The following is a 26410-nucleotide window of genomic DNA, read 5'->3' on the forward strand; positions in this document are numbered from 1 at the left end:
GTAATGTAAATCTCTAGTCCATGAGTCGAATGGACGGGCAATGACGGCCGAGCCGGAATCCGCCCGGGCCGGCCGCGGACGCCCGCGCAATCCCCGCACCGAGCAGGCCATCACCGAGGCCGCCCGCCGGCTGCTGGCCCGCGACGGCTACGACCAGGTCTCCGTCGAGGCGATCGCGCGCGAAGCGGACGTCAGCCGCCCCACCGTCTACCGGCGCTGGCCGTCAAAGACGCATCTGGTGTTCGACGCGGTCTTCGGTAGCGCCGAAGTCGGCGACGTGCTGACCAGCTCCGGTGATTTCGAGGCCGACTTGCGCCGATTCGTCGCCGGGGTGTTCGAGTTCTGGCGCTCACCGGAGGTGGCGGCCGCGGCACTGGGCATTCTGGCCGATCGCCACCGTGACCCCGAATTGTTCATCCGCACCCAACAGCTGCTCGACGAGACGACCCGCACCGCGTTCTCCGGCCTGGTCCGCGCCGGCATCGACCAAGGCGTGCTGGACGCCGACATCGATATCGAGATCGCCTATGACGCCTTGGTGGGCACCAGCTTCTACATCGCCCAAGTCCTGGCCACCGAAACCGTCGACGCCGCCGCCGACCGGTTGTGCTCCCTATTGCTGCAGGGAATGAAAAAGAAGGAGAACCAGCATGAGTGACGAGCTGACGGAGCTTTCTCAAGCGTTTGGATCCTTGCTCGACGAGGTCCGTGCCGTCGAGCAGCGCCTGCTGAATGCCGATCCGCCGCTGGAGGAAGCTGATGTCCTCGACGGCTACCGGTGGGCGTTGAGCCTGCTGCGCGTCGCCTCCGAGGCCTACATCTGGGGCGATGCGGACAAGCCGATCCTGGTCGACGTGATCGGCCCCTATCTCAAGTGGGGCGGCGACAATTCGGATGCCTTCTATCAGCTCGCGCCCGTCGACCCGAGCCGCAGCTATCGGGTCACCGGCAACCGTGGCGACGCGGTGTATCTGTCCATGACCGTCTACGGCGGCCCGGACGACGGCCGCTACAGCGACCGCATCATCGACACCATCAACGACCGCGATCTGGCCCCGGACGCTGACGGCAACTTCGAGTTCATCATCAGTGCGCAAGAGCAGCAGGGTAATTGGCTCAAACTGGAGCCCGACGCCGTGTTCATCCTGACCCGCGACTACCTCACCGACCCCGGCACCGACCGGCGTGTGCAGTGGCGGATCGAGGCGCTCGACGACACCCCGCGGCGCCTCGACAGCCGGGCCGATCTGAGCCGGCGGATGCGCGCGGCGCGGACCTGGATTCGCGAGCAGGCCGCCATGGCGCCCGTGCGGCTGCCGGCCAACGAACTGCAGGTGCCCTATCCGGTGCCGAGTCGCACCGTGGGCTGGGCCGCCGGAGATGCCGCCTACGCGATGGGCGCCTACGAACTGCAGCCCGGCCAGGCGCTGATCATCGAAGGCACGTCACCGGAGTGCGTGTTCTGGAACCTGTGCCTGTGGAATCCGTTCCTGCACACCTACGACTACACCCGTGAGCGGGTCACCATCAACGGCGCGCACGTCACCTATGAACCCGACGGGTCCTGGCGGATCGTGGTCAGCGACACCGATCCCGGGCATCCGAACTGGGTGTCCACCGCGGGACGGTCCAAAGGGCTGATCTGGTTGCGTTGGTTCCTGCCGGAAGTCACACCAGACCCGCTGCGTTGCCGGGTCGTCGACATCGCAGAGCTGGCCTCATGACTGCCTCCGCGGCGCGCCCGGCCCCGATCCGGCTCGACGACCTTGCCAATCCGGTCTATCCCGAGGCCGCCGGCCCGCTGCGCGACGGCCTGGCCGGCTACGGCGCGGCACTGCAACTCACGCCGGAGGCCCTGCTGCAGGCCGCAACTGAACGAACAGGGTTGGACAACTGGGGCGACAACGGATTTCGGGAACGCCTCGACGTACTGTGCGCATCGTTCGTCGACGAAGCCGACCTGTCCGGTGTCGGGCGGGCGATGGCGTTCGAGCAAGTCACCGGACACCTGGTCAACCGGCTGCGGCTGGAAGACCTGATCGCGGCGAACCCCGAGATCGAGAGCGTCGCGATCGAGCGCCCGATCATCATCTGCGGGTTACCGCGCACCGGGACCACCCACCTGCACAACCTGATCGCCGCCGACCCGGCGCTGCGCTACCTGCCGTACTGGGAGAGTCTGGAGCCGGTCGCCACTCCGGGAGAGCCCGATCCGCAGGCCAGGCGTGACCGCTGCGCCGTCGGCCTGGATCTGATCAACACCTCGATGCCCGAGTTCAAGCGCATGCACGACATGACCGTCGACCACGCGCACGAAGAGATCCAGTTGCTGGCCAACGACATCTCCGGAATGCTCTTCGAATGTAGCTACTACTTACCGACATTTGCGGCGCACTACAAAACGCACGACCAAACAGCGTCGTACGCCTATCTGAAACGGACCCTGCAGGCGCTGCAATGGTTGCGCGGCGGTACCCGCTGGGTGCTCAAATCGCCACAGCACCTCGAACAGTTCCCCGCGCTGTACGCCACCTTCCCGGATGCCACCTTCGTTGTCACCCACCGGGATCCGGTCGAGGTGACGCGATCGATGGCGACCATGATCAGTTACGCGGCGCGCATGGGCTGCGATCATCCCGACCCGGTGAAGATCTCGAAGTACTGGCTGGACCGGGCCGACGACCTGCTCACCGGCTGCCTGCGTGACCGCGACGTGCTGCCCGCGGCGCAGTCCATCGACGTGCGGTTCGAGGACTTTATGGCCGATGAGGACGGGACCGTCGCTGCCATCTACGAGCTCGCGGGCCAGCCGCTGGACACCCGGGCGAAAGAGGCGATGACCCAGTTCTGCATTGATCACCCCCGCGGGCGCTACGGCGCGGTCGACTACCAGCCGGCCGATCTGGGGCTGGATGCCGACGAGGTGGCAAACCGCCTGCGCGACTACCGGAACCGCTTCGTCGCCGACTAATGGGAGAAATCATGAACCAACCGATCTCCGCCGAAGCCTGGGTCGCCACCGAACTGGGTGACCCGGCCAAAGTGCTGGCCCGTCAGACCGTCGAGGTGCGCGCGCCCGGACCCGGCGAGATCCGGGTCGCCGTCAGCGCGTTCTGCCTCAATTTCAACGACATCGACATCATCCGGGGCCGCTACACGACCCTGCCGCTACAGCCGCCGTTCGTGCCCGGCATGGAGACCGTCGGAGTCGTGGAAAGTGCCGGTCAGGGCGCTGAACATCTCATCGGCCGGCGCATCGTCGGGATCCCGGTGATGGCCTTCGGCGGGTACGCCTCCTACGCGATCGTCGACGCGGCGACCGCGCTGGACTTGCCGGACTGGGTCAGCGACGTCGACGGCGCTGCGCTGCACTACCCGTTCCATTTGGGCTGGTTCGCGTTGCGGGAGCGCGGCCGCCTGAAACCGGGGGAGACCCTGCTGGTGCACGCCGCTGCCGGGGGCACCGGTTCGGGTGCCCTGGTGCTCGGCAAGGCGCTGGGCGCACGGGTGATCGCCACCGCCGGAAGCGATGAGAAGGTCGAGTTCTGCAAGGAACTCGGCGCCGACCATGCGATCAACTACCGCAACGGCGACTGGGTGGAGCAGGTCGTGGAACTGACCTACGGCCGCGGTGTCGACGTTGCATTCGACGCGGTCGGCGGCGACGTGGCGGTGCAGACCTTCCGCTGCATGGGCCTGGGTGGCCGCTACCTGATGGCAGGGTTCGCCCAGGACATCGCGCTGGAGGACGGTGACTACCTGTCGCCACGGCCCATCGCTTACAGCAACTTCGACGTCTGCGGGGTGTGCCTGGTCTATGTCAACGATCCGGTGGCGATCCGCCGCACCCTGGGCTTCAATTGGCCGGCCCGCTCGGAGGGACTGGAGGCCCATGCGAGGATCCTGGAGATGCTGCGCACCGGCAAGATCCGCACCGTCGTCGGCGCGGAGGTCGGCTGGGCGGGCCTGCCGGATGCGTTGGAGCGCATGGCGGCCCGGCAGACCACCGGCCGTCTGGTCGTGAGCACCGGTCACCACGGGTGATCCTCCGGGGCGAACGGGTGCCAAAGGTCACTTCCTCCTAGGAAGGCGGCCCCCGTAGCCTGGCGACCATGATTCAGTTGGGGTCGCCGCCCCCTGCGCCGATCGCCAAGCCCCGCCGGCGCGGCGGACCGCGCGGGCCGGTGTTCCTCGGCGCCAACATCGTGGTGCTGTGCTGGCTGGCCGTCGCGGTCGCGCTGCTGATCGCGCACGACGCCATCACGCATCCGATCTGGCTGCCGGTGCACGCCCTGCTGCTCGGCGCCGCCACGAACGCGATCGTGATCTGGTCCGGGCACTTCACCACCACGCTGTGCCGGGTGCCCGATCCGCCGCAGTGGCATCTGGTGGTCAAGCTTGCCCTGCTCAACGCCGGCGTGATCGCGGCCCTGGCCGGTGTCGCCTGGAGTGCTGAAGTGCTGACCGGCATCGGGGGCGCCGTGGTGGCCGTGGTCGCCGTCGCCCACGGCTCCGGGTTGATCGCGATGAAGAAGGCCGCGTTATCGGCGCGCTTCGACTATCTGGTGGGCTTCTACCTGGCCGCCCTGCTGGCTCTGCTGGTCGGGTCGGCAACCGGCGCCGCCATGGCCCTGGGCATCGCCAGTTGGTACGCGCGACTGTGGACGACCCATGTGCACGTGATGCTCTACGGCTGGATCGGGCTCACCGTGCTGGGGACGCTATTCACGCTGTGGCCCACCACGATCCGGGAGAAGATCACCCCACGTAGCTTCGCGATGGCCCGGCGGGCGCTGCCGACGCTCTCGGCGGGCTTGACCGTGGCCATCGCGGGTTTACTCGCCGGCAGCTGGTGGCTGGCGGCAGCGGGCCTGCTGGGTTTCGCGGTGGGTGTCGCGCTTGCCATCGTCGGGTTGTGGCCGGGGCGCAGCTTCACCGGCGCCGCGGCCTGGATGCTGGTCGGGGCGACGTGCTGGCTCGCGGTCGCCGTCGTGATCGAGGTGATCGGCCTACTCGGGGCCCGGTCCGTCGACATGTTGCCCGCGTTCGTGGAGCACACCCTGCTGCCGCTGCTGGCGGTCGGCTTCGTCGCCCAGATCCTGCTCGGTGCGCTGAGTCAACTGCTGCCGATCCTGGTGGCCAACGGCCCTCCGGTGCGCAAGGCCGTGATCGCCTACCTGGACCAGGGCTGGCAGGTGCGGGTAGGCGCGCTCAATGCCGCCGTGCCGCTGGTGGCCGGGCCCTGGCACGGTCCGGTACCGGTGGTCGGCTGGGTGTTGGCCGCCGTCGCGGTCGCCAGTTTCGTACTGCTGGGCCTGCGGCTGGCGATACCGGTGGCGCTGCGCGGCCCCATCGACGTCGATGCGATCCAGCCGCGGTCCGGTGTGGTGACGGCCGCGGTTGCGCTGGCGTCGCTGGTGGCGGTGGGATCGGCGTTGGCGCTGGGGATGGGTACTCCGGCACCCTCCGGTGCCACCGGGGCGGTCCACACCGTCGACGTCACATCCAAGAACATGCGCTTTTCCCCGGACGTCATCGACGTGCCGGCCGGAACCCGGCTGGTGCTGCGGGTGACCAACATCGACGGACTACCGCACGACCTGCGTGTCGACACCGGCGAGCACACCCCGCGGCTGAGCCGAGGGCAGACCGCGGTGCTCGATCTCGGCGTGGTGCACCAGGACCGGGAGGCGTGGTGCGATATCGCAGGCCATCGGGCCGCCGGGATGACACTGACGATCCACGCCGTCGGCGGCGCCCCGCGGCACCAGCATCCCGGCGGCGGCCGGGACGGGGGCGGGGCGGCACCGACCACACTGAACCTGGCCACTGACCCGTCGCCGGGCTGGACGCCCCACGATGCGGTGCTGGCCCCGGCGACCCCGGGCCTGCACCGGGTGGAATTGCGCGCGGTGGACCGGGAATTGGAGGTCGCGCCCGGGCGCCGCGAGATCCGCTGGACCTTCGGCGGTGTCGAGCCGTCGCCGACGCTGCACGGCAAGGTCGGTGACACCTTCGAGATCACCCTGATCAACGACGCGGCCATGGGCCACGGCATCGACTTTCACGCCGGGGCGCTGGCGCCCGACCAGCCGATGCGCACGCTGGCGCCGGGGGAGCGGCTGGTCTACCGGTTCACCGCGCGACGGGCCGGCGCCTGGCTCTATCACTGCAGCACCCCGCCGATGGCCCTGCACATCGCCAACGGCATGTACGGCGCGGTGATCATCGACCCGCCCGGCCTGCCGCCGGTGGACCGGGAGTACGCGCTAGTCGGCGCCCAGCTGTATGCCGGCGCACCCGACACCGACGCCAAGACCACCGCGATCCGCGCCGGGCAGCCCGACGGCTGGATGTTCAACGGCACCGCCGCCCAGTACATGCACGCCCCGCTGCCGGCACGCACCGGCGAGCGAGTGCGGATCTGGGTGGTCAATGCCGGACCGGGCGACTCGATCGCCTTCCACGTCGTCGGAACGCAGTTCGACACCGTCTACAAGGAGGGCGCCTGGCTGCTGCGGCCCGGCGGTTCAGGGGGATCCCAAGCCCTCGACCTGGCCCCGGCCCAAGGCGGGTTCGTCGAGCTGACCTTCCCCGAAGCAGGCCACTACCCGTTCATGGACCACGACATGCGGCACGCCGAGAACGGCGCGCATGGCATCTTCGTCGTCTCCGGATAGCGCCCGACACGGCGTGGCCACCGGCCGCGCAAACCCGGGTCCCCCGTGGTCGCTGGCATAATGAGATCAGCGTCACAAGGAGGCTCGCATGGGCCAGCTGTCAGGCATTACCGGTTCCGAGGTCGCCCTGGAACCTGTGCAGCTCGTCGGGCCGGACGGCGCGCCGACCGCCGAGGATCGCTACAGCCGGGACCTGCCCGACGAAACCCTGTGCTGGCTTTACGAGTTGATGGTGCTCACCCGCGAGTTCGACACCGAACTGGTCAACCTGCAGCGCCAGGGGGAGCTCGCGTTGTACGCGTCCTGTCGCGGGCAGGAGGCGGCCCAGGTCGGTGCCGCCGGATGCCTGCGCAAAACCGACTGGTTGTTCCCGCAGTACCGCGAACTGGGGGTGTTCATCGCCCGGGGCATCCCGGCGTGGAACTTGGCAGCCTCCTGGCGCGGAACGTGGAACGGCGGGCTGGACTTCACCGCGAAATGCTGTGCGCCGATCTCGGTCCCGATCGGTACCCAGGCGCTGCACGCGGTCGGCGCGGCGATGGGCGCGCAACGCCTCGGTGAGGACTCGGTCACCGTCGCGTTCGTCGGTGACGGCGCCACCAGCGAGGGCGACGTCCACGAAGCGCTGAACTTCGCCGCGGTGTTCGCCGCGCCGTGCGTGTTCTACGTGCAGAACAACCAGTGGGCGATCTCCGTGCCGCTACAGAAGCAGACCGCGGCGCCGTCGTTGGCGCACAAAGCGACCGGCTACGGGATGCCGGGAATCCGAGTGGACGGCAACGATGTGCTGGCCTGCTACGCGGTGATGGCTGAAGCGGCCGAGCGGGCCCGGGCCGGCGGCGGGCCGAGCCTGATCGAGGCCGTCACCTATCGGCTCGGCCCGCACACCACCTCCGACGATCCAACCCGCTACCGCAGCAACGCCGAACTCGAGCGGTGGGCCGCGCTCGACCCGATACCGCGGTACCGCGGCTACCTGCACCACGTCGGCGTCTGGTCGCAGCGCCTGCAGGACCGGGTCACCGCCCGGGCGCAGCGGTTGCGCACCGAGTTGCGCGACGCCACCGTTGGTGCAGCCGATTTCGACGTCGACGAGGTGTTCACCTCCGTGTACACCGAAATCACCCCGGAATTGCAGCAGCAGCGCCACGCGCTGCGCGCCGAGCTGGCCAGGGAGCGCTGATGACCCAGATCCTCGAACCGCCGACCCGCGCACCGGCCCCGGCCACGGCAGCGGGGGCGAACGCGGCCACCGAGCAGCTGACGATGGTGGCCGCGCTCAACCGGGCGCTGCGTGATGCGATGGACACCGACCCCAAGGTGCTGGTGTTCGGCACCGACGTCGGTGTGCAGGGCGGCGTGTTCCGGGTCACCGACGGGCTGGCCCAATCCTTCGGTGAGCAGCGCTGTTTCGATACACCGCTGGCCGAGTCCGCGGTGATCGGCATCGCCATCGGCCTGGCGGTGCGCGGTTTCGTCCCGGTCCCGGAGATCCAGTTCGACGGGTTCAGCTACCCGGCGCTCGACCAGATGGTCAGCCACCTGGCGAAGTACCGGACCCGGACCCGCGGCGAGGTTGCGATGCCGGTCACCGTGCGGATACCGTCGTTCGGCGGAATCGGTGCAGCCGAACATCATTCGGAATCCACCGAAACCTACTGGGCGCACACCGCCGGGCTCAAGGTGGTCGTCCCCGCTGATCCGTCGGATGCCTACTGGTTGCTGCGGCACGCCATCGCTGCGCCCGACCCGGTGATCTTCCTAGAGCCCAAGCGGCGGTACTGGGCCCGTGGGGCGGTGGACACCAGCTGCGCACAGCCGGGCATCGGATGCGCCGCGGTACGCCGGTTGGGCACCGACGTGACGGTACTGACCTACGGCGGCGGCGTGGCCACCGCGCTGTCGGCAGCCGAAATCGCTGCCCGACAACACGGCTGGAGTCTGGAGGTGGTCGACCTGCGCTCCCTGGTCCCGCTCGACTTCGACGCCGTCGCCGACTCCGTGCGCCGCACCGGGCGGTGCGTGGTGCTGCACGAGGGCCCGCGCAACCTGGGCTACGGCGCCGAGCTGGCCGCACGCATCCAGGAGGAGCTGTTCTACGAGCTGGAGGCGCCGGTGTTGCGTGTCACCGGATTCGACACCCCCTATCCGCCGGCCCGGCTCGAACGGCTCTGGCTGCCCGGCCCGGACCGGTTGCTGGACAGCGTCCAGCGAGTCCTGGAGCTGCCGTGAGCGAGCCGATGACCTTCGCGGTGCCCGATCTCGGTGAGGGCCTCGAAGAGGTGACGGTGACCAGCTGGAACGTCGCCGTCGGCGATGAGGTGGAGCTCAACCAGGTGCTGTGCACGGTGGAGACGGCCAAAGCCGAAGTGGAGATCCCCAGCCCCTATGCCGGCCGGGTCGTCGAACTGGGTGGGGAGCCGGGCGCCGTGCTCGCCGTCGGGGCGCCGCTGGTGCGCATCGATACCGGCCCGGCAGCCGAGCCCACGACCGGGCGTACTCCGGTGCTGGTGGGCTACGGCGCCGACGACGCCTTCGACACCAGCCGCCGCGCCTGCGCCACCACCGGGCGGCCCAAAGCCAAGCCGGGTGCCCGCAAGCTCGCCGCCGAGCTCGGCGTCGACCTGCGCGCGGTCGCACCGGGACCCAGCGGGGTGATCACCACCGACGGGGTGCTCGCGGCCGCTGGTGATCGGTCCCACGACGAGCTGCGCCCACCGAGTCCGGTGCAGGCGGCCATGGCCGAACGGATGACGTTGTCGCGCAGCAGGATTCCCGACGCCCATGGCAGCATACAGGTGGACTGCGCCAACCTGGTGCAGCTGCGGGACCGGCTGAGTGCGTCGGGTGCGGCGATCACACCGTTCGTGCTGACGCTGCGGCTGCTGGTCATCGCGTTGATGCGGCACCCGGCGCTCAACGCGACCTGGGTCGAGGCGCCGGAGGGCCCCCGGATCCGCACCCATCGTGGCGTGCACCTCGGGTTCGGGGTGGCCGCGCCCCGCGGCCTGCTGGTGCCGGTGGTGTTCGACGCGCAGCGCAAGACCACCCGTGAGCTCGCCGACTGCGTATCCCGGCTGATCGCCGAGGCCCGGGCCGGCAGCCTCAAACCCGCCGACCTGCAGGGCTCGACGTTCACCGTCTCCAACTTCGGCGCTCTGGGCCTCGACGACGGGGTGCCGGTGATCAACTACCCGGAGGCGGCGATCCTGGGGATGGGTTCGCTGAAGCCGCGGCCGGTGGCCGTCGGTGACGCCGTCGTGGTGCGCCCGCAGATGACCCTGACGTGCGCGTTCGACCACCGCGTCGCCGATGGCGCGCGGGTCGCCGAATTCCTCTGTACGCTAAGGGATCTGATCGAGCATCCCGATACCGCGCTGCTGGATCTGTAGCCCGGCGGGTTAGCGGCGCTGCGCGGCGGCCAGCCGGGCGGCGAACGCCGGTGACTCGACCGTCGCGGCCTGCGGGCCCAGCTCGGTGCGCTTGGCGAACTCGTGCAGTTCGCCTTCGACTGCGCCCGGGCTCGCGGTGGTGCGCATCGTCGCCTTGGTGGCCACGACGACGTCTCGCGGTGCGGACGCGGGCCCGGCGGCCAGCGTCATCGCCGCGGCGACCGGGTCGGCGGCGATCTGCAGCGCCAACCCGTGGCGCACCGCGGCCTCGGCATCGAAACGCATGCCGAACAACAGCGCGGCCCGGGCCACCTGGGGGCCCACCGCCCGATGCAGCATCCAAGTGGCGCCCCCGCCGGGGTGCAGCCCGAGCTGCTGGAATCTTGTGTCGAACAGTGCTGCCGGGCCGGCGATCCGTACGTCGGCCGCCAACGCCAGGTTCAGCCCGGCGCCCACCGCGGCGCCGTTGACCGCGGCGATGGTGGGCAGCGTGCACTGGGCGACCGCCATGAAACCGTCGTAGAGCGCCAACAACCCGTCCTCGGTGGCGGCACCGAGCGCCGACAGGTCGGCGCCGGCGCAGAACGCCCGGCCCGCGCCGGTGACGATCACCGCGTGCACGCCGACGTCGGCTTCGGCCCGCTGCACAGCGGCGCGCAGTTGCGCCGACATCGTGGCGGTCACCGCGTTGCGGCGGTCGGGATCATTGACGGTGATCAGCGCCACCCGATCGGTGACGCTGAACAAGACGAGGTCAGAAGGTGTCATCGGTGATGACGGCCCGTCGAATCGGTCAGGCGACCCACGCGATGATCACCGCGGACGCCACCACCAGCGCGATCATGAAGGCGGTGTAGAGGATGATCGTGCGTTCGTGGCTCATGGGCCTACCTTTCCCGGTTTCTCCGGCATCTTTGCCGTTCTTCGACACCATGTCATGCGACACAGTGCGCTTGCGCTTCGCATCGGTTGCGGCGCCCCCGGCAGGACTCGAACCTGCGACCACAAGATTAGAAGTCATGCGCTCTATCCACCTGAGCTACGGAGGCAATGCAGCTCAGTTTATCGGCTGGTGGCGACGGATCGACGTCGGCTAAGCGATGGCGCAGCGGCCCGTATTCAATGCAACCGGGCCACCGATGGCGATCGCGGCGTCTGGCACGTTGACACGTCGCTGCCCCAACGGTCGCCGTCTCGATCCCTGACCCCAACGCGGCGACCACACCGCACCAGTGGCATGAGCCAAGGAACGCCCGAGAAGGGCGGTGTCGAACAACCACCACAGTTGTTCGACATGCTTTAGCGTTGAATGGTGCTCGTGAAGAGTGTGACTCAGGAGGGGAACGTGGTGGTCGCAGCGTCGGTTCACCCGGCAGGCCCGGGCCCCGAGCCCGCGGGAGCGGCACGTGGGTGACCTGGTCGACGCCGCGGGGCTGCCCACCGAACTCGGTGCCGTCGATTACCTGTTGCACCGCGGCGAGGCCAATCCGCGCACCCGTTCGGGGATCATGGGCTTGGAACTGCTCGACACCACTCCCGACTGGGATCGCTTCCGGAGCCTGTTCGAGAACGTCTCCCGGCGGGTGCTGCGGCTGCGCCAGAAGGTGGTGGTCCCCACGCTGCCGACGGCGGCACCGCGCTGGGTGGTCGACCCTGACTTCAATCTGGATTTCCACGTGCGGCGGCTTCGGGTGCCCGAACCCGGGGGGCTGCGCGAGGTGCTCGACCTGGCCGAGGTGAGTCTGCAATCGCCGCTGGACATTCAACGCCCGCTGTGGGCGGCGACCCTGGTCGAGGGGCTGGCCGGGGGACGGGCCGCCACCCTGCTGCATCTGAGCCATGCGGTCACCGACGGCGTCGGCGGCGCCGCGATGTTCGGCCAGATCTACGACCTCGAACGCGACCCGCCCGCTCGAGCCATGCCGCCGCAACCGGTGCCGCAGGACCTGTCGGCGAACGATCTGATGCGCGACGGCATCAGCCACCTGCCGGCCGCCGTGCTCGGCGGCACCCGCGACGCGCTGGTCGGGATGCTGTCGATGGCCACCCGCACGGTGCGTGACCCGTTGTCGGCGGTGGCCGGGGTCATCGGTTACGCCCGCTCGGGTGCGCGGGTGATGAGCCAGGCGGCCGAACCCTCGCCGCTGCTGCGGCGGCGCAGCCTGGCCAGCCGCACCCAGGCGCTCGACATCCGCTTGTCGGATCTGCACCGGGCCGCCAAGGCCGGCGGCGGGTCGATCAACGACGCCTACCTGGCGGCGCTGTCCGGGGCGCTGGGCCGTTATCACCGGGCGTTGGGAGTGCCGATCGCGACCCTGCCGATGGCGATCCCGGTGAATCTGCGCGCCGAGGCTGATCCCGCCGGCGGTAACCGGTTCACCGGCGTCAATCTGGCCGCTCCCGTCGGCCTCGCCGACCCGGTGCAGCGGATGAAGCGGATCCGGGCCCAGATGACGCAGCGGCGCGAAGAGCCGGCGATGGACATGATCGGCTCCGTGGCGCCGCTGTTGAGCGTTGTCCCGACGCCGGTCCTGCAGAAGGTGACCGAGTCGGTCGTAGCCGCCGACGTGCAGGCCAGCAATGTGGCGTTCTACCCCGGAGACACCTACATCGCGGGTGCGAAAGTGTTGCGGCACTACGGGATCGGGCCGCTTCCCGGTGTGGCCATGATGGTGGTGTTGATCTCGCGCGGCGGTGAGTGCACCGTCACGGTCCGCTACGACCGGGCCGCGGTGCGCGACGAGAAGCTGTTCGGCGCATGTCTGGTGCAGGGTTTCGATGAGGTGTTGGCGCTGGCCGGTGAGCCGGCGCCGCGCTGCGTGCCGGCATCATTCAATCCCGGGGCGCAGTCATGAGCGACGACGCGATGTCGCCGCCACCACGCGACATCCGGTTGCCCGGTTCGGTGGCCGAGATCGCGGCCAGCCCCCCCGGCCCCAAGATCGGCGCATTCTTCGACCTGGACGGCACGTTGGTGGCCGGCTTCACCGCCGTCATCCTGACCCGGGAGCGCGTACGCAGCCGCGACATGGGGCTGGGGGAGTTGCTCGGCATGATCCAGGCCGGGCTCAACCACCAGCTCGGGCGCATCGAGTTCGAGCAGCTCATCACCAAGGCGTCATCGGCGTTGCGCGGGCGTTCGCTCACCGATCTCGACGAGATCGGCGAGCGGTTGTTCGTCCAGAAGATCGCCGGACGCATCTACCCGGAGATGCGCGAACTGGTGCGGGCGCACCAGGCGCGCGGGCACACCGTGGTGTTGAGCTCGTCGGCACTGACCATTCAGGTCGAGCCGGTCGCCCGTTTCCTGGGCATCACCAACACGCTCACCAACGCGTTCGTGACCGACGAGAACGGCGTGCTCACCGGAGAGGTGGTGGAACCGATCCTGTGGGGGCCGGGTAAGGCCGCCGCCGTGCAGAAGTTCGCCGCCGAGCACGACATCGACCTGCAGGACAGTTACTTCTACGCCGACGGCGACGAGGACGTCGCGCTGATGTATCTGGTCGGCAACCCCAGGCCGACCAACCCCGAGGGCAAGATGGCGGCGGTCGCCCGCAAGCGGGGTTGGCCGATCCTGCGGTTCAGCAGCCGTGGCAGCAGTGTCGTCGGCCAGCTGCGGAACCTGGCGGGGCTGGGGTCGATGCTTCCGGTAGGTGCCGGGGCGATCGGCCTGGGCCTGTTGACCGGGAGCCGGCGCCGCGGCGTGAACTTCTTCACGACGTTCTTCCCGCAGCTGCTGTTGGGCCTCAACGGCGTGCGGCTCAACGTGATCGGCAAGGAGAACCTCACCGCAACCCGGCCCGCGGTGTTCATCTTCAATCACCGCAACCAGGTCGACCCGGTCATCACCGCGTCGCTGGTGCGCGACAACTGGATCAGTGTCGGCAAGCGGGAGCTGGAGCGCGACCCGATCGCCGGGCCGCTGGGAAAGCTGACCGAGATGGTTTTCATCGACCGGGACGACGCAGCGGCCGCGGTGGAGTCGCTGCATGAGGTCGAGGAACGTGCCAAGCGGGGACTGTCGGTGGTGATCGCCCCGGAGGGCACCCGAGTCGACACCACCGGGGTGGGACCGTTCAAAAAGGGGCCGTTTCGGATCGCGATGGCCGCCGGGATTCCGATCGTGCCGATCGTGATCCGCAACGCCGAAGTGGTCGCGGCCCGCGACTCCATGAGCGCCAACCCCGGCACCGTCGATGTCGCGGTGTACCCGGCGATTCCGGTCGACGATTGGACGGTCGACAACCTCGCCGATCGGATCGCACAGGTCCGCCAGCTCTACCTGGACACGCTGGCTGACTGGCCGGTCGACGAGTTGCCGCAGTGGTCGCCCAAGCCGGCCGCGAAGCCGCCCGCCAAGAAGACGGTGAAGAAGACCCCGGCCAAAAAGGCCGCCAAGAAGGCGCCGTCCAAGCCCGCCCCGGCCGCCCGGCGTACCGCCGGCCCGAAAGGGGGGCAGTGACGACATCACCGGCCACCGACTCCACTGACTCCTCTGGGTCCAACGACACCGGCGACACGCTGGTGTTGGCGTTCGTGTCGACGCCGGTGGAGGCTGATCTGGTTCGGGAGTGGTTGGAGCGGTATCGCGAGGCGCAACCCGACGCCCGCACCGAACTGCTGCGAATCGACCCGGAGCGGCCGCCGTCGGTAATGGCCCGGCTGGTGGGGCAGCTCGAACGCGACGAACAGCGGTCGATCCTGCCGGTTCGGGTGTTCTGGATGCCGCGTGCCGAGGCGTCGGCGCTGTCCCGGGTCATCGCGCTGCTGCCCGGCCGGAACCCCTACCGGCCCAATGAGCGTCAGCAGCGGCGCATCGTACGCACCGAATCGTCACTGGCCCGCGTGGTCGCCGGGGAACCGGCCACCGTCGCCGAACTGCGCCAGCAGTGGAGTCAGAACACCGTCGGCGAAAACCCGCGGGACTTCGCGCATTTCGTCACCCGCCGCGCGGTGCTGGCGCTGGAGCGCGCCGAATACCGGATCCTGGGCCCGCAGTACAAGTCGCCGCGGCTGGTGAAGCCGGAGATCTTGGCCTCCACCCGCTTCCGGGAGGGCCTCGAGAATATCCCGGGGGCCACGGTCGACGAGGCGGGCAAGATGCTCGACGAACTGTCCACCGGGTGGAGCCGGGTCTCAGTCGATCTGGTCGGCGTACTGACCAGATTGCTCAGCCGCGGCTTCGATCCCGAAATCGACTACGACGAATACCAGGTCGCCGCGCTGCGCACCGCGCTGGAGAACCATCCCGCGGTGTTGCTGTTCTCCCACCGGTCCTACATCGACGGCGCGGTCATGCCGGTGGCCATGCAGGAGAATCGGCTGCCGCCGGTGCACGTCTTCGCCGGGATCAACCTGTCGTTCGGCTTGATGGGACCGTTGCTGCGCCGCTCCGGAGTCATCTTCATCCGGCGCAGCATCGGTGACAACCCGCTCTACAAGTACGTGCTCAAGGAGTACGTCGGCTACGTGATGGAGAAGCGGTTCAACCTGAGCTGGTCCATCGAGGGAACCCGGTCGCGTACCGGCAAGATGCTGCCGCCCAAGCTCGGACTGATGACCTACGTCGCTGACGCCTACCTGGACGACCGCACCGATGATGTTCTGCTGCAAGGCGTTTCGATCAGCTTTGACCAACTGCACGAGACGGCCGAATACGCCGCCTACGCCCGAGGTGGGGAGAAGACGCCAGAGGGATTCGGCTGGCTGTACCGGTTCATCAAGGCGCAGGGCGAACGCAACTACGGCAAGATCTACGTCCGCTTCCCCGAGGCGGTGTCGATGCGCCAGTACCTCGGGCCGCGCGATGGCGCCGACGCGATCGACCCGGACGCCAAGCGGTTGGCGATGCAGAAGATGGCCATCGAGGTGGCCTGGCGGATTCAGCGCGTCACCCCGATCAGCGCGACCGGCCTGGTGTCCGCGCTGCTGCTGACCACGCACGGGCTGGCGTTGACGCTGGAGCAGATCCACCATTCGCTGCAGGAGGGCCTGGACTACCTGGAACGCAAGCAGACACCGATCTCCACCAGCGCGCTGCGGCTGCGCAGCCGGGACGGGGTGCGGGCGGCGGTCGACGCGCTATCGAACGGGCATCCGGTCACGCGCGTCGACGGCGGGCGCGAAGCGGTGTGGCGGATCGCCCCGGAGGACGAACACGCCGCGTCGTTCTACCGCAACTCGGTGATCCATGCCTTCCTGGAGACCTCGATCGTCGAGTTGGCGTTGGCCCACGCCGGCCGCGGCGAAGGCGACCGGCTCGACGCGTTCTGGAATCAGGCGATGCGGCTGCGCGACCTGCTCAAGTTCGACTTCTACTTCGCCGACTCGGCCACGTTCCGCGACAACATCGCCGAGGAGATGTCCTGGTTCACCGATTGGGAAGCCCGGGTCGCCGCCGGTGGCGCTGAGATCGACGGGATCTTGTCGGAGAAGAAGCCGGTGATGTCCGACGTCATGTTGCGGGTGTTCTTCGAGGCGTACGAGATCGTCGCCGACGTGCTCTGCGACGCGCCGGCCGACATCGGTGAGAAGGAGCTGACCCAGCTGGCCTTGGGTGTCGGCCGCCAGTACGTGGCGCAGGGTCGGGTCCGCAGCAGCGAGTCGGTCTCCACCCTGCTGTTCGCCACCGCACGCCAGGTGGTGGCCGACCAGCAGCTGCTGCAGGACGCACCGGATTTGGCCGAACGCCGCAGAGCGTTCCGCGGTGAATTGCGACGCATCCTCAAAGACTCCGACCACATCGCCGGGATCGCCCGCCGGGAGTTCTTCGCCCGAGATGCCGAGGCACGGCGACTGCGGCGGGCTCGCGGCGAGCGGTAGCGCGGCCGCGCCCTCGATATGCCGTGCTTGGCGGGCGCGCCATACGCTGGGGGCCATGACGGCGATTCCGGCGACCCGCGCCCGCTCGGCCACCTACCTGCCGGTACTGGTCGGGGTGGCGATCTTGGCCGGTTGCACCGCCGCCGGGATCGCCGCGCTGTCGTTGGCCGATGCGCTGACCGCGACCGGTCTGCCTGATCCCGGCCCGGTGACCACGCTGGGCCTGCCGTTCGTGCGGGCCGCCGGCGAGATCGCCGCGGTGCTGGCGGTGGGGTCGTTTCTGCTCGCCGCATTTCTGGTCCCGCCGCAGGGCAGCGGCGTGCTCGACGCCGCCGGCTACCGCGCGCTGCGGCTGGGCACGGCGGCCTCGGGCACCTGGGCGGTGTGTGCGGCGCTGCTGGTTCCGCTGACCATCTCCGATGTCTCCGGCCACCCGCTGTCCGAGCTCCTCGACCCGGTGACGACGTGGTCGCTGGCCGGCCTGATCGACACCGCGTCCGCGTGGCGGTGGACCGCACTGCTGGCCGCGGCGCTGACCCTGGCGAGTCGGCCGGTGCTGCGCTGGTCCTGGACACCGGTGCTGCTGGCGGGCTCGTTGCTGACCCTGGTCCCGCTGGGATTGACCGGGCATTCGGCGGCCGGCGGCTCTCACGACCTGGCCACCAACAGCCTGCTGATCCACCTGGTGGCTGCGGGGTTGTGGGCCGGCGGCCTGTTGGCCCTGCTCGTGCACGCCCTGCGCGGCGCGGAGCACGCCGACCTGGCGGCCCGGCGGTTCTCCACGGTGGCGCTGTGGTGCTTTGTGGCCATGGGCCTGTCCGGCGTACTCAACGCGCTGGTGCGGCTGGCCCCGTCCGACCTGCTGACCACCGAGTACGGCCGCTTGGTGCTGGCCAAGTTCATCGCGCTGTGCGTGCTCGGTGTGGTCGGGGTCCGGCAACGGCGCCGCGGGGTGGCAGCGCTGCAGGCCGACGGCCAGGCACGCGGACCGCTGATCCGGCTGGCCCTGATCGAGGCCGGTGTCTTCGCGGTCACGTTCGGCATTGCGGTCGGTTTGGGCCGCACCCCGCCGCCCCCGCCGCCGGTGCTGAACCCGTCGATCCCGATGGTCAAGATCGGCTACGACTTCGCCGGCCCGCCTACCGTGGCGCGGATTCTGTTCGACTGGCGATTCGACGTGATCTTCGGTACCGCCGCGATCGTGCTGGCGGCCGTCTACCTCGCCGGGGTGTGGCGGCTGCGTCGTCGCGGGGACGCCTGGCCGGTGGGCCGCACCGCCGCCTGGCTGCTCGGTTGTGCGACGCTGCTGGTGGCCACCTCGTCGGGAACCGGGCGCTACATGCCGGCGATGTTCAGCATGCACATGGTCGTGCACATGCTGCTGTCCATGCTGGTGCCGATCCTGCTGGTGCTGGGCGGGCCGACCACGCTGGCCCTGCGGGCGCTGCCGGCGGCCGGTCGCGGCGAGCCGCCCGCAATGCGCGAATGGTTGCTGGCGGCGCTGCACAGCCGGGTCTCGCGGTTCTTCACCAACCCGATCATCGCGGCGGTGATCTTCGTCGCCGGCTTCTACGGGCTGTACTTTTCCACCATCTTCGACTCGATCGTCGGCAGTCACGCGGGGCACGTCGCGATGAACGTGCACTTCCTGCTCAGCGGCTACCTCTTCTATTGGGTGGTGATCGGCGTGGACCCCACACCTCGGCCGATCTCACCGCTGGCCAAGCTGGCGGTGGTGTTCGCCTCGCTGCCGCTGCATGGCTTCTTCGGGGTGTTTCTGATGGGCATGCACAAGGTGCTCGGCGAGTGGTTCTACGCCGGCCTGCGGCTGCCCTGGCACACCGACCTGGCCGGAGACCAGCACCTAGGCGGTGGCATCACGTGGGCGGCGGGGGAACTGCCCCTGGTGGTGGTGATGATCGCGCTGTTGGTGCAGTGGCAGCGCAGTGACCGTCGCACCGCGAAGCGGCTCGACCGCTCCGCCGACCGGGACGAGGACGCCGAGTTGGTCGCCTACAACGCGATGCTGGCCGAGGCGGCCCGCCGGGACGCGCTCGGGCAGCACTGAGCCCGGCGCGGAGACCGGCCTAGGCGATCGGGCCGGCCGCGGTGCGCACGGCCGCGCGCACCTGATCGGCAACGACCTGTGGCGACGACGCGTCGAGTTTGCCGTCGAGGTGCAGAAAGGCCAGCCCGTGCACCAACCCCCACACGGCGGTGGACATGGCCCCCGGATCGGCCGATGGAAACACCTGCTGCACAGCGAAGTTCAGATAGTCCTGGATTGCGGTGACTGCCGCCACCCGCTCGGCGTTGCTCGGATCACATCGTTCGGTGAACATCACCCGGAACAGCCCGGGCCGGCTCAGTGCGAACTGAACGTAGGCGACGGCGATCCCCGCGAGGTCGTCCGCCGTCTTCGGTGCGGGATGTGCCGCGACCAGGTCGGAGGCCAGTTCGCGATATCCCACCGCGGCGATCGCTGACAGCAGGGCGTTCCGGTCGGCGAAATGGCGGTAGGGCGCCGCGGTCGAGACACCCGCGCGGCGCGCAGCGGCACGCAGCGACAACTCCGTGGCGCCGTTGTCCTCGAGCAACTCCATGGCGGCGCGCACCAACGTCCCGGGCAGATCGCCGTGGTGGTACGTCTTGGTCGACGCAGACATCTGTACTATCCCGTGTTGACGCCGCTTACATGAGCTCCTCACGTTAGCCGACGGGCTCTGGGCCAGCTCCGCCGGCCTCGTCGGTCTGGGCTGATCGCCACGGCTGGTGGCCGAAGCGATCGACGTGCACCACGTCGTCGATCGGCGGACGTTGGGTCGGGCCGTATCGTCCACGAGCCCAGCCGATCGGGATGATGCATACCGGCACCATCTCGGGTGGCAGCTCCAGCACGCGGCGGGTGTTGCGGACCGACCACAACGGCAGCGTCTGCAGTGAGGCGCCCAGGCCCACGGCCCGGCACGCCAGAAGCAGGTTCTGCACCGCGGGATAGACCGAACCGTAGAACGACGAGACCCTGATCTGCGGCCACCCGACGGGCTGATGCTTGAGGGTGCGCCGGTAGCAGGCCACCACGAGGGTCGGCAGTTCGTGGTAGTGCTCACGCTGCCACTCGGAGACCTTTAACTGGCGTAGCGTCGGTTCGTCGGGGGCGCTGCGCCTGGCAAACCAGCCGAACAGGGTGAACGCCCGTTGGTAGCTGCGCACCAAGCGCCGCTTCTGCTGGGCGTCGTTGACGACGACGAATGCCCAGTCTTGGCTGTTCGAACTGGTGGGAGCCTTGAGCGCCAACGCCAGCACCTCGCGCAGGACGTCGGTGTCGACGGGGTCGAAGTGCAGTCGGCGGATCGCCCGCTGGGAGCGCATGGCCTCGGCGAGCGGCATGTTCAATCCCGCAAGTGCCTCGACGGCGTCGGGGGGTACGAACGGGCCGGGGGTTGCGGTCATCCCTTCTCCCCGACGACACGAAATTCGATGCCGGCGTCGGTGAGTCGGCGCAGGAGGTTTTCGCCCATCGCGGCGACCGTGGTGAGCTGACCGGAGGTCTGCGGGTTGGCGTCGAATGCCAGGCACATGGCGGACTCCGCGAGCATTTTCGCGGTTTCGCTATAGCCCGGATCGCCGCCGCGGACCTGGGTGTGCACCTGCTTGCCGCCGCCGGCGCCGATGAAGTCGACGGTGAACCATGAACCGGCCCTTCGGGACTCCGAGGGACCCTCGCCCTGCGGTATTCGCCTGCCGAGCACGCGACGCAGCAGCGGTACCTGTGCGGCGGCGACGAATGCCCCGACGCCCGCGAGGGCAGCGGCCAGCGTGGTGGCCCGCTGGATACCCGCGTAGTGGATGTAGGTGAAGTCGGGGCCGTAATCGGCGCGGGCGGCTGCGGATCGCTGCACTATCTGGGGGTCGACCGTCGGCAGCGGCAGCAGCCACACACCGAGTTCGGCATCGTGGCGCGGAACTCCGACGCGTGCCCGCGTCCGGCGGCCATCGGTGTGCGGCTCGGCTTTCTTGCGGGCCACCTCGACCTGGCGCATCTGCCGCAACCGCGACATCTGCGCCAGCGCGGAATGCAATGTGCCGCCGGAGATCATCATGTTGGCGCGCGCCACGCCGCGCACCGTCAACGGCACCCCGTGCGGCAGCTGCTGGACGGTGAAGAAGGCGCCCAGGTCATGCGGGATGGAGTCGAAGCCGCAGGCGTGAACCAGCCGGGCGCCGGTCTGGACGGCCGTGGCGTGGTGGTTCAGATACATCCGGTCGACGAACTCCGGCTCGCCGGTGAGATCCAGGTAGTCGGTGCCGGCTGCAGCGCACGCCGCCACCAGCGGCTCACCGTGCTCCAAATACGGACCGACCGTGGCGATCACCACCCGCGCCGACTCGGCCACCGCGCGCAGCGAATCCGGATCACCGGTGTCGGCCAGCAGGAGTTGCAGCGTGGCCGCGTCCGGATTGATGGCAGCGAGCCGGTCGCGCACGGCTTCGAGCTTGGCCTGGTTGCGGCCGGCCAGGGCCCATCGGGCGCCGGCGGGCAGCTGGGCGGCGAGGTAGTCGGCGGTCAGACCACCGGTGAAGCCGGTGGCGCCGAAGATCACCAGATCGAAAGGGCGGCGGGCAGTTCGGTCAGGGATGCTCATGGTCCATTCCTTGTCGGGTGGGCTGTGTCACGAGCACGACGTCCACCGGTCCGATCAGCACAATGTTAACAGTGCTTACGTCATCCCGAGTCGACGTGGGGTCGGCCTGGTCGGCGCGCTTCGTCGAAGCTATTCGTGGAGCCCGGCCTCGGCGATGGCGTCGGCCTCTTGTTCGGTGGCCACCGACGGCCCCGAACCCGGGAGTCTCTTGCCGGCCGTCTCCGGGGTGAACCACAGCGTGATCGCGCCGATGAGGCCCGCGCCAACGAGGATGTAGGCCGGCACCATCACGTTGCCGGTACCGGAGACCAGCGTCTCGGCGACCAGTGGAGTGGTGCCACCGAAGATCGAGACCGAGATGTTGAATCCGATCGCCACCGTGAACAGGCGCACCTGGGTGGGGAACAGGGCCGGCAGGGTCGACGGTGTGGTGCTGTTGAAGCACAGCAACATCACACCGATGAGCAGCACACCGAGCAGTCGCAGCGGATAGTTTCCGCCATGCCGGATCAACAAGAAGGCCGGCACCGAGCCGAAGATCAGCAGCAGGCTGCCGGTCCACATGATCGGTTTGCGGCCGATCCGGTCGGAGAGCTTGGCCAGCGGAATCACCGCAACCAGCATCAGCAACAGCGCCACCACGATCATCGTCAGCCCGCGGCTGCCGCTGATGCGTCCGACCTGCTTGAAGTACGTCGGCAGGTAGCCGGTGAGCATGTAGTTGGTGACGTTCTCGGCCAGCACCAGGCCCATGCAGATCAGCAGTCCCTTGCGTTGCCGCACGATGGTCTGCTGGAACTGCTGCCACCCGCTGTCGCGGGCCCGGCCGCCGTGCTCACCTAGCTCTTCAAAGGCCGGTGATTCGTCGATGCGCAACCGCATGTAGAGCGTGACGAGGGCCAGCGGGACACCCAGCAAGAAGGGGACCCGCCAGCCCCAGTGCAGCATGTCGGAGACCGGCAGCTGGGATTTGATCAGCGTCACCACCGCGGCTCCGGTGATGTAGCCGCCCAACGTGCCCAGCGGCAGGAACCCGGTGAGCGCTCCACGGCTGCGGTCCGGGGCGTGCTCGCTGACGTAGGTCATCGCGCCGACGTACTCGCCGCCGGTGGAGAAGCCCTGCATGATTTTGGTGATGATCAGCAGGACCGGCGCCCAGATCCCGATCTCGTCGTAGGACGGCAGCAGCCCGGTCACCGTGGTGCCGATCGCCATCAGCGCGACGGTCATGATCAGCACCCGCTTGCGGCCGATGCGGTCACCGAGTGCGCCGAAGACGATGCCGCCGAACGGCCGCACGGCGAAGGCCGCCGCCAGGGTGCCGAACGTGGCGATCAGACCCACCGCGCTGGAACTGTCACTGGGGTAGAACACCTGCGCGATCGTGGTGGCCAGGAAACCGTAGATGCCGAAGTCGTACCACTCCATGAAGTTGCCGACAGCAGTGCCCGCGATCGAGCGTTGCATGGCCGCGGGATCCGAGACCCGGATGTCGTCGCGTGCCCACTGTCTGCGGCTCGTGTGTGCACCGCTGCCGGATAGGCCGTTGGTATCCACCGCAAGCAACGTATACCAACTGTCTGCACAGTTCTCGTTGACACAGGACGCCCTGCCCGGGCGGGCAGGCGCCCTCTACGATGACGGGCATGCGCAGGCTCCCAGCCGTCCTGACCGTTGTGAGCGCCGCCGCTGTCCTGTTCGCCGGTTGCTCATCCAGCCCGTCCCCGCCGGCTCCGACGCCGTCATCGGCCACCGCCACGTCCTCTGCGACCTCCCCGACGACCGTGCCGCCGTCGGCGGCTCCGGCGACGTCCTCGCCCACGTCACCGTCGCCGACGTCATCGAAGAAGGCCAGCGAGCCGCTGCCCGACGCCGCGGCGATCCTCAAGGAGTCCAGCGCCACCACCGCCGACCTCGACAGCGTGCACCTGAGCATGTCGGTGACCGGCAACATCGAGAACCTGGCGATCACCGCGCTCGACGGCGACGTGACCCGCCGGCCTGACGACGCGGCGAAGGGCTACGCCAAGATCGCCTACCGAGGCGCTCCGGCCTACGTCAAATTCGTGGTGTTCGGCGGCGATTTATACGTATCGCAGTCGTCGCACCGGTGGGTCGATTACGGACCGGCCGGCAATTTCTATGATCCGGCGACGATCCTGAGTCCAGCCACCGGACTCGCCGACCTGCTGACCGACTTCATCGATCCCGAGGTCAGTGGACGCGAGACGATCGACGGTGTGCACACCGTCCGGGTCACCGGCGAGGTGTCGGCCGCGGCGGCGAAGAAGATCGTCCCCCAGCTGCACGCCAACAAGCGGACCTCGTGCACCGTCTGGATCCAGGAAACCGGTGATCATCACCTGGTGCGGCTTGAGCTGGCCTCCGGCGCCGACAACTCCGTCCAGCTCACCTTCTCGAACTGGAATGCGCCGGTGAGCGTCGGCAAACCACGCATGTAGCCGCTCGGGTCTTATCCCCAGTTCGTCGTTCTTCCACAGTTGCCGCTGCGCCGGACGCGCTGTCTGCCGTCGTTGTCGGGGACGCCGGGCCTACTGGTCGCAGCACCGGCGAGCCGTTCGCCCGCCGCAACCAGGAAGGAAGTGTGCAATGTACGAAACGCCTATCACCATCATCGGCAACGTCGCCACGGACCCCGTCCGCCGCCGGGTGGGCGACCATGAACTGATCAAGTTCCGGGTCGCCAGCAACTCGCGCAAACGCCGCGCCGACGGAACCTGGGAGGCGGGCAACTCGCTGTACATGACGGTCACCTGCTGGGACAAGTTGGTCACCGGCGTAGGTGCGTCGCTGAGCAAGGGGCTGCCGGTGATCGTGGTCGGTGACGTGTTCACCAGCGAATACGAGGACAAGGACGGCAATCGCCGCTCGTCGGTGGAGCTGCGCGCAACGGCGGTCGGCCCCAATCTGGCGCGGTGCGCGGCGCGGGTGGAGAAGATCATCGCCGCGGGGCCGGACAGTCCGCCTGCTGCCGTCCACGCCGATGAGGCCACCAGCCCCGATACCGCTGAGGACGATGCCGATCCCGGCGACGAGCGGGACGGCATGGCGCTGACCGCCTGAGCGCAGCCGACGGCCGGGGAAAACCACCACCTAGGATGGTCGGCGAGCAAATTCGCGAGACCAGGAGGCGACACCGCGGCATGGCTGAGTTCATCTACACGATGAGGAAGGTCCGCAAGGCGCACGGCGACAAGGTCATCCTCGACGACGTCACGTTGAGTTTCCTGCCGGGAGCCAAGATCGGTGTGGTCGGCCCCAACGGGGCCGGCAAGTCGAGCGTCTTGCGGATCATGGCGGGGCTGGACACCCCCAACAACGGCGACGCATTTCTGACCCCCGGGGCCAGCGTGGGCATCCTGCAGCAGGAGCCGCCGCTGAACGAGGAGAAGACCGTCCGCGGCAACGTGGAGGAGGGCCTGGGCGACATCAAGGTGAAGCTGGACCGCTTCAACGAGGTCGCCGAGCTGATGGCCACCGACTACTCCGACGAGCTGATGGAGGAGATGGGCCGGCTGCAGGAGGAACTCGACCACGCCAACGCGTGGGACATCGACTCCCAACTCGAGCAGGCCATGGACGCGTTGCGCTGCCCGCCGCCCGATGAGCCGGTCACCAACCTCTCCGGTGGGGAACGGCGCCGCGTCGCGCTGTGCAAGCTGCTGTTGAGCAAGCCCGACCTGTTGCTGCTCGACGAGCCCACCAACCACCTCGACGCCGAGAGCGTGCAGTGGCTCGAAGCGCACCTGGCCAGTTACCCCGGCGCGATCCTGGCGGTCACCCACGACCGCTACTTCCTCGACAACGTGGCGCAGTGGATCCTGGAGCTCGACCGCGGCCGGGCCTACCCCTACGAAGGCAACTACTCGACCTACCTGGAGAAGAAGGCCGAGCGGATCGCTGTTCAGGGCCGCAAAGACGCCAAGCTGCAGAAGCGGCTGCAGGACGAGCTGGCCTGGGTGCGCTCGGGCGCCAAGGCCCGCCAGGCCAAGAACAAGGCCCGGTTGCAGCGCTACGAGGAGATGGTCGCCGAGGCCGAGAAGACCCGCAAGCTCGACTTCGAGGAGATCCAGATCCCGACCGGTCCGCGGTTGGGCAACCAAGTGGTGGAGGTCGAGCACCTCGACAAGGGCTTCGGCGGGCGGCTGCTGATCAAGGATCTGTCGTTCACGCTGCCCCGCAACGGCATCGTCGGGGTGATCGGCCCCAACGGTGTCGGCAAGACCACGCTGTTCAAGACGATCGTCGGCCTGGAGGAACCCGACAGCGGCACGGTCAAGGTCGGCGAGACGGTCAAGCTGAGCTACGTCGACCAGTCCCGGGCGGGCATCGATCCCAAGAAGACGGTTTGGGAGGTGGTCTCCGATGGGCTCGACCACATCCAGGTCGGGCAGAACGAGATCCCGTCCCGGGCCTACGTTTCGGCGTTCGGTTTCAAGGGACCTGACCAGCAGAAGCCGGCCGGGGTGCTCTCCGGCGGGGAACGCAACCGGCTGAACCTGGCCCTGACCCTCAAAGAGGGCGGGAACCTGATCCTGCTCGACGAGCCGACCAACGACCTGGACGTCGAAACCCTGGGATCGCTGGAGAACGCGTTGGTGAACTTCCCCGGCTGTGCGGTGGTGATCTCCCACGACCGCTGGTTCCTCGACCGCACCTGCACCCACATCCTGGCCTGGGAGGGCGACGCCGACGACGAGGCCAAGTGGTTCTGGTTCGAGGGCAACTTCGGCGCGTACGAGGAGAACAAGGTGGAACGGCTGGGAGCCGAGGCGGCGCGTCCGCATCGAGTGACCCACCGCAGACTCACCCGCGATTAAGGTAAGGCCGGTAGCGGCGCTGCCGG

General features: G+C 68.7%; 20 protein-coding genes and 1 tRNA gene. 15 read left to right on the forward strand and 6 right to left on the reverse strand.

The genetic code is table 11. From position 1 onward, the window contains the following. Positions 1-40 precede the first annotated feature (40 nt). The 8 genes from AC5Y4Q_RS16270 (at position 41) to AC5Y4Q_RS16305 (ending at position 10072) form a co-directional block, all read left to right on the forward strand. Positions 41-658: a TetR/AcrR family transcriptional regulator gene (locus AC5Y4Q_RS16270; RefSeq protein WP_064922145.1), complete on the forward strand. Its 618-nt coding sequence runs from the start codon at positions 41-43 to the stop codon at positions 656-658. Further along, the gene (locus tag AC5Y4Q_RS16275) at positions 651-1724 is read left to right on the forward strand and encodes a DUF1214 domain-containing protein (protein WP_064922146.1); all 1074 of its coding nucleotides are present in this window, start codon (positions 651-653) and stop codon (positions 1722-1724) included. Before AC5Y4Q_RS16270 ends, AC5Y4Q_RS16275 begins: the two co-directional genes overlap by 8 nt. After that, on the forward strand, positions 1721-2971 hold the full coding sequence (locus AC5Y4Q_RS16280) for a sulfotransferase family protein (protein ID WP_064922147.1): 1251 nt from the start codon (positions 1721-1723) through the stop codon (positions 2969-2971). The genes AC5Y4Q_RS16275 and AC5Y4Q_RS16280 overlap by 4 nt, the downstream gene beginning before the upstream one ends. Before the next feature lie 11 nt (positions 2972-2982). Continuing rightward, on the forward strand, positions 2983-4044 hold the full coding sequence (locus AC5Y4Q_RS16285) for a zinc-binding dehydrogenase (RefSeq protein ID WP_499959643.1): 1062 nt from the start codon (positions 2983-2985) through the stop codon (positions 4042-4044). A 68-nt stretch (positions 4045-4112) separates the two neighbouring features. Further along, positions 4113-6680 carry a multicopper oxidase domain-containing protein gene (locus AC5Y4Q_RS16290; RefSeq protein WP_499959645.1) on the forward strand — a complete coding sequence of 856 codons (2568 nt, stop codon included), beginning with the start codon at positions 4113-4115 and terminating at the stop codon, positions 6678-6680. An 88-nt stretch (positions 6681-6768) separates the two neighbouring features. Beyond that, positions 6769-7863, forward strand: coding sequence for a pyruvate dehydrogenase (acetyl-transferring) E1 component subunit alpha (gene pdhA, locus AC5Y4Q_RS16295; protein ID WP_064922149.1), 1095 nt, complete (start codon positions 6769-6771; stop codon positions 7861-7863). Continuing rightward, positions 7863-8912 (forward strand): alpha-ketoacid dehydrogenase subunit beta, encoded by a 1050-nt coding sequence (locus tag AC5Y4Q_RS16300; protein ID WP_125224544.1) that lies wholly within the window; start codon positions 7863-7865, stop codon positions 8910-8912. The genes pdhA and AC5Y4Q_RS16300 overlap by 1 nt, the downstream gene beginning before the upstream one ends. Before the next feature lie 8 nt (positions 8913-8920). Then, entirely contained in the window at positions 8921-10072 is a 1152-nt protein-coding gene (locus AC5Y4Q_RS16305; protein ID WP_499959719.1) for a dihydrolipoamide acetyltransferase family protein, read from the forward strand. A gap of 9 nt (positions 10073-10081) precedes the next feature. Here the strand turns inward: AC5Y4Q_RS16305 and AC5Y4Q_RS16310 are convergent, their stop codons facing one another. Together AC5Y4Q_RS16310 and AC5Y4Q_RS16315 are read right to left on the reverse strand one after the other, a co-directional pair. Continuing rightward, a complete protein-coding gene (locus AC5Y4Q_RS16310; RefSeq protein ID WP_064922151.1) occupies positions 10082-10840 on the reverse strand; it encodes an enoyl-CoA hydratase in 759 nt (252 codons plus the stop codon). A gap of 207 nt (positions 10841-11047) precedes the next feature. Continuing rightward, a tRNA-Arg gene (locus AC5Y4Q_RS16315) sits at positions 11048-11121 on the reverse strand. Between the two features lie 357 nt (positions 11122-11478). On the opposite strand from AC5Y4Q_RS16315, the gene AC5Y4Q_RS16320 reads away from it, so the two are divergent. From AC5Y4Q_RS16320 to AC5Y4Q_RS16335, 4 genes are read left to right on the forward strand one after another with little or no spacing between them, the layout of a single operon-like run. Further along, complete coding sequence (locus AC5Y4Q_RS16320) at positions 11479-12927, forward strand: wax ester/triacylglycerol synthase family O-acyltransferase (RefSeq protein WP_499959648.1); 1449 nt, start codon at positions 11479-11481, stop codon at positions 12925-12927. Next, complete coding sequence (locus AC5Y4Q_RS16325) at positions 12924-14537, forward strand: HAD-IB family hydrolase (protein ID WP_499959649.1); 1614 nt, start codon at positions 12924-12926, stop codon at positions 14535-14537. The genes AC5Y4Q_RS16320 and AC5Y4Q_RS16325 overlap by 4 nt, the downstream gene beginning before the upstream one ends. Continuing rightward, positions 14534-16897: a glycerol-3-phosphate 1-O-acyltransferase gene (locus AC5Y4Q_RS16330; protein ID WP_499959650.1), complete on the forward strand. Its 2364-nt coding sequence runs from the start codon at positions 14534-14536 to the stop codon at positions 16895-16897. The genes AC5Y4Q_RS16325 and AC5Y4Q_RS16330 overlap by 4 nt, the downstream gene beginning before the upstream one ends. 55 nt (positions 16898-16952) lie before the next feature. Then, on the forward strand, positions 16953-18965 hold the full coding sequence (locus AC5Y4Q_RS16335) for a bifunctional copper resistance protein CopD/cytochrome c oxidase assembly protein (RefSeq protein ID WP_064921227.1): 2013 nt from the start codon (positions 16953-16955) through the stop codon (positions 18963-18965). A gap of 19 nt (positions 18966-18984) precedes the next feature. On the opposite strand, the gene AC5Y4Q_RS16340 is transcribed toward AC5Y4Q_RS16335, so the two are convergent. From AC5Y4Q_RS16340 to AC5Y4Q_RS16355, 4 genes are all read right to left on the reverse strand, one after another. After that, entirely contained in the window at positions 18985-19563 is a 579-nt protein-coding gene (locus AC5Y4Q_RS16340; protein WP_064921228.1) for a TetR/AcrR family transcriptional regulator, read from the reverse strand. A gap of 43 nt (positions 19564-19606) precedes the next feature. After that, positions 19607-20350, reverse strand: a complete 744-nt coding sequence (locus AC5Y4Q_RS16345) for a nitroreductase family protein (protein ID WP_064921229.1) — start codon at positions 20348-20350, stop codon at positions 19607-19609. Further along, positions 20347-21543 carry a saccharopine dehydrogenase family protein gene (locus tag AC5Y4Q_RS16350; protein ID WP_064921230.1) on the reverse strand — a complete coding sequence of 399 codons (1197 nt, stop codon included), beginning with the start codon at positions 21541-21543 and terminating at the stop codon, positions 20347-20349. The genes AC5Y4Q_RS16345 and AC5Y4Q_RS16350 overlap by 4 nt, the downstream gene beginning before the upstream one ends. A gap of 129 nt (positions 21544-21672) precedes the next feature. Next, positions 21673-23010 (reverse strand): MFS transporter, encoded by a 1338-nt coding sequence (locus AC5Y4Q_RS16355; RefSeq protein ID WP_064921294.1) that lies wholly within the window; start codon positions 23008-23010, stop codon positions 21673-21675. A gap of 179 nt (positions 23011-23189) precedes the next feature. On the opposite strand from AC5Y4Q_RS16355, the gene AC5Y4Q_RS16360 reads away from it, so the two are divergent. The 3 genes from AC5Y4Q_RS16360 to ettA all read left to right on the forward strand — a co-directional run bounded on the left by AC5Y4Q_RS16360 (position 23190) and on the right by ettA (position 26384). Beyond that, complete coding sequence (locus AC5Y4Q_RS16360; RefSeq protein WP_082956763.1) at positions 23190-24005, forward strand: LppX_LprAFG lipoprotein; 816 nt, start codon at positions 23190-23192, stop codon at positions 24003-24005. A 148-nt stretch (positions 24006-24153) separates the two neighbouring features. Next, on the forward strand, positions 24154-24627 hold the full coding sequence (locus tag AC5Y4Q_RS16365) for a single-stranded DNA-binding protein (RefSeq protein ID WP_064921231.1): 474 nt from the start codon (positions 24154-24156) through the stop codon (positions 24625-24627). An 80-nt stretch (positions 24628-24707) separates the two neighbouring features. After that, positions 24708-26384: an energy-dependent translational throttle protein EttA gene (gene ettA / locus AC5Y4Q_RS16370; protein WP_064921232.1), complete on the forward strand. Its 1677-nt coding sequence runs from the start codon at positions 24708-24710 to the stop codon at positions 26382-26384. Positions 26385-26410 lie beyond the last annotated feature (26 nt).

The organism is Mycobacterium sp. NGS16, assembly GCF_059813225.1.

Bases quoted from the DNA above. Each gene is read 5' to 3' on its own strand.
- AC5Y4Q_RS16270 (WP_064922145.1), top strand. From the start codon at position 41: ATGACGGCCGAGCCGGAATCCGCCCGGGCCGGCCGCGGACGCCCGCGC.
- AC5Y4Q_RS16275 (WP_064922146.1), top strand. From the start codon at position 651: ATGAGTGACGAGCTGACGGAGCTTTCTCAAGCGTTTGGATCCTTGCTC.
- AC5Y4Q_RS16280 (WP_064922147.1), top strand. From the start codon at position 1,721: ATGACTGCCTCCGCGGCGCGCCCGGCCCCGATCCGGCTCGACGACCTT.
- AC5Y4Q_RS16285 (WP_499959643.1), top strand. From the start codon at position 2,983: ATGAACCAACCGATCTCCGCCGAAGCCTGGGTCGCCACCGAACTGGGT.
- AC5Y4Q_RS16290 (WP_499959645.1), top strand. From the start codon at position 4,113: ATGATTCAGTTGGGGTCGCCGCCCCCTGCGCCGATCGCCAAGCCCCGC.
- pdhA (WP_064922149.1), top strand. From the start codon at position 6,769: ATGGGCCAGCTGTCAGGCATTACCGGTTCCGAGGTCGCCCTGGAACCT.
- AC5Y4Q_RS16300 (WP_125224544.1), top strand. From the start codon at position 7,863: ATGACCCAGATCCTCGAACCGCCGACCCGCGCACCGGCCCCGGCCACG.
- AC5Y4Q_RS16305 (WP_499959719.1), top strand. From the start codon at position 8,921: ATGACCTTCGCGGTGCCCGATCTCGGTGAGGGCCTCGAAGAGGTGACG.
- AC5Y4Q_RS16310 (WP_064922151.1), bottom strand. From the start codon at position 10,840: ATGACACCTTCTGACCTCGTCTTGTTCAGCGTCACCGATCGGGTGGCG.
- AC5Y4Q_RS16325 (WP_499959649.1), top strand. From the start codon at position 12,924: ATGAGCGACGACGCGATGTCGCCGCCACCACGCGACATCCGGTTGCCC.
- AC5Y4Q_RS16335 (WP_064921227.1), top strand. From the start codon at position 16,953: ATGACGGCGATTCCGGCGACCCGCGCCCGCTCGGCCACCTACCTGCCG.
- AC5Y4Q_RS16340 (WP_064921228.1), bottom strand. From the start codon at position 19,563: ATGTCTGCGTCGACCAAGACGTACCACCACGGCGATCTGCCCGGGACG.
- AC5Y4Q_RS16345 (WP_064921229.1), bottom strand. From the start codon at position 20,350: ATGACCGCAACCCCCGGCCCGTTCGTACCCCCCGACGCCGTCGAGGCA.
- AC5Y4Q_RS16350 (WP_064921230.1), bottom strand. From the start codon at position 21,543: ATGAGCATCCCTGACCGAACTGCCCGCCGCCCTTTCGATCTGGTGATC.
- AC5Y4Q_RS16355 (WP_064921294.1), bottom strand. From the start codon at position 23,010: ATGCAACGCTCGATCGCGGGCACTGCTGTCGGCAACTTCATGGAGTGG.
- AC5Y4Q_RS16360 (WP_082956763.1), top strand. From the start codon at position 23,190: ATGCGCAGGCTCCCAGCCGTCCTGACCGTTGTGAGCGCCGCCGCTGTC.
- AC5Y4Q_RS16365 (WP_064921231.1), top strand. From the start codon at position 24,154: ATGTACGAAACGCCTATCACCATCATCGGCAACGTCGCCACGGACCCC.
- ettA (WP_064921232.1), top strand. From the start codon at position 24,708: ATGGCTGAGTTCATCTACACGATGAGGAAGGTCCGCAAGGCGCACGGC.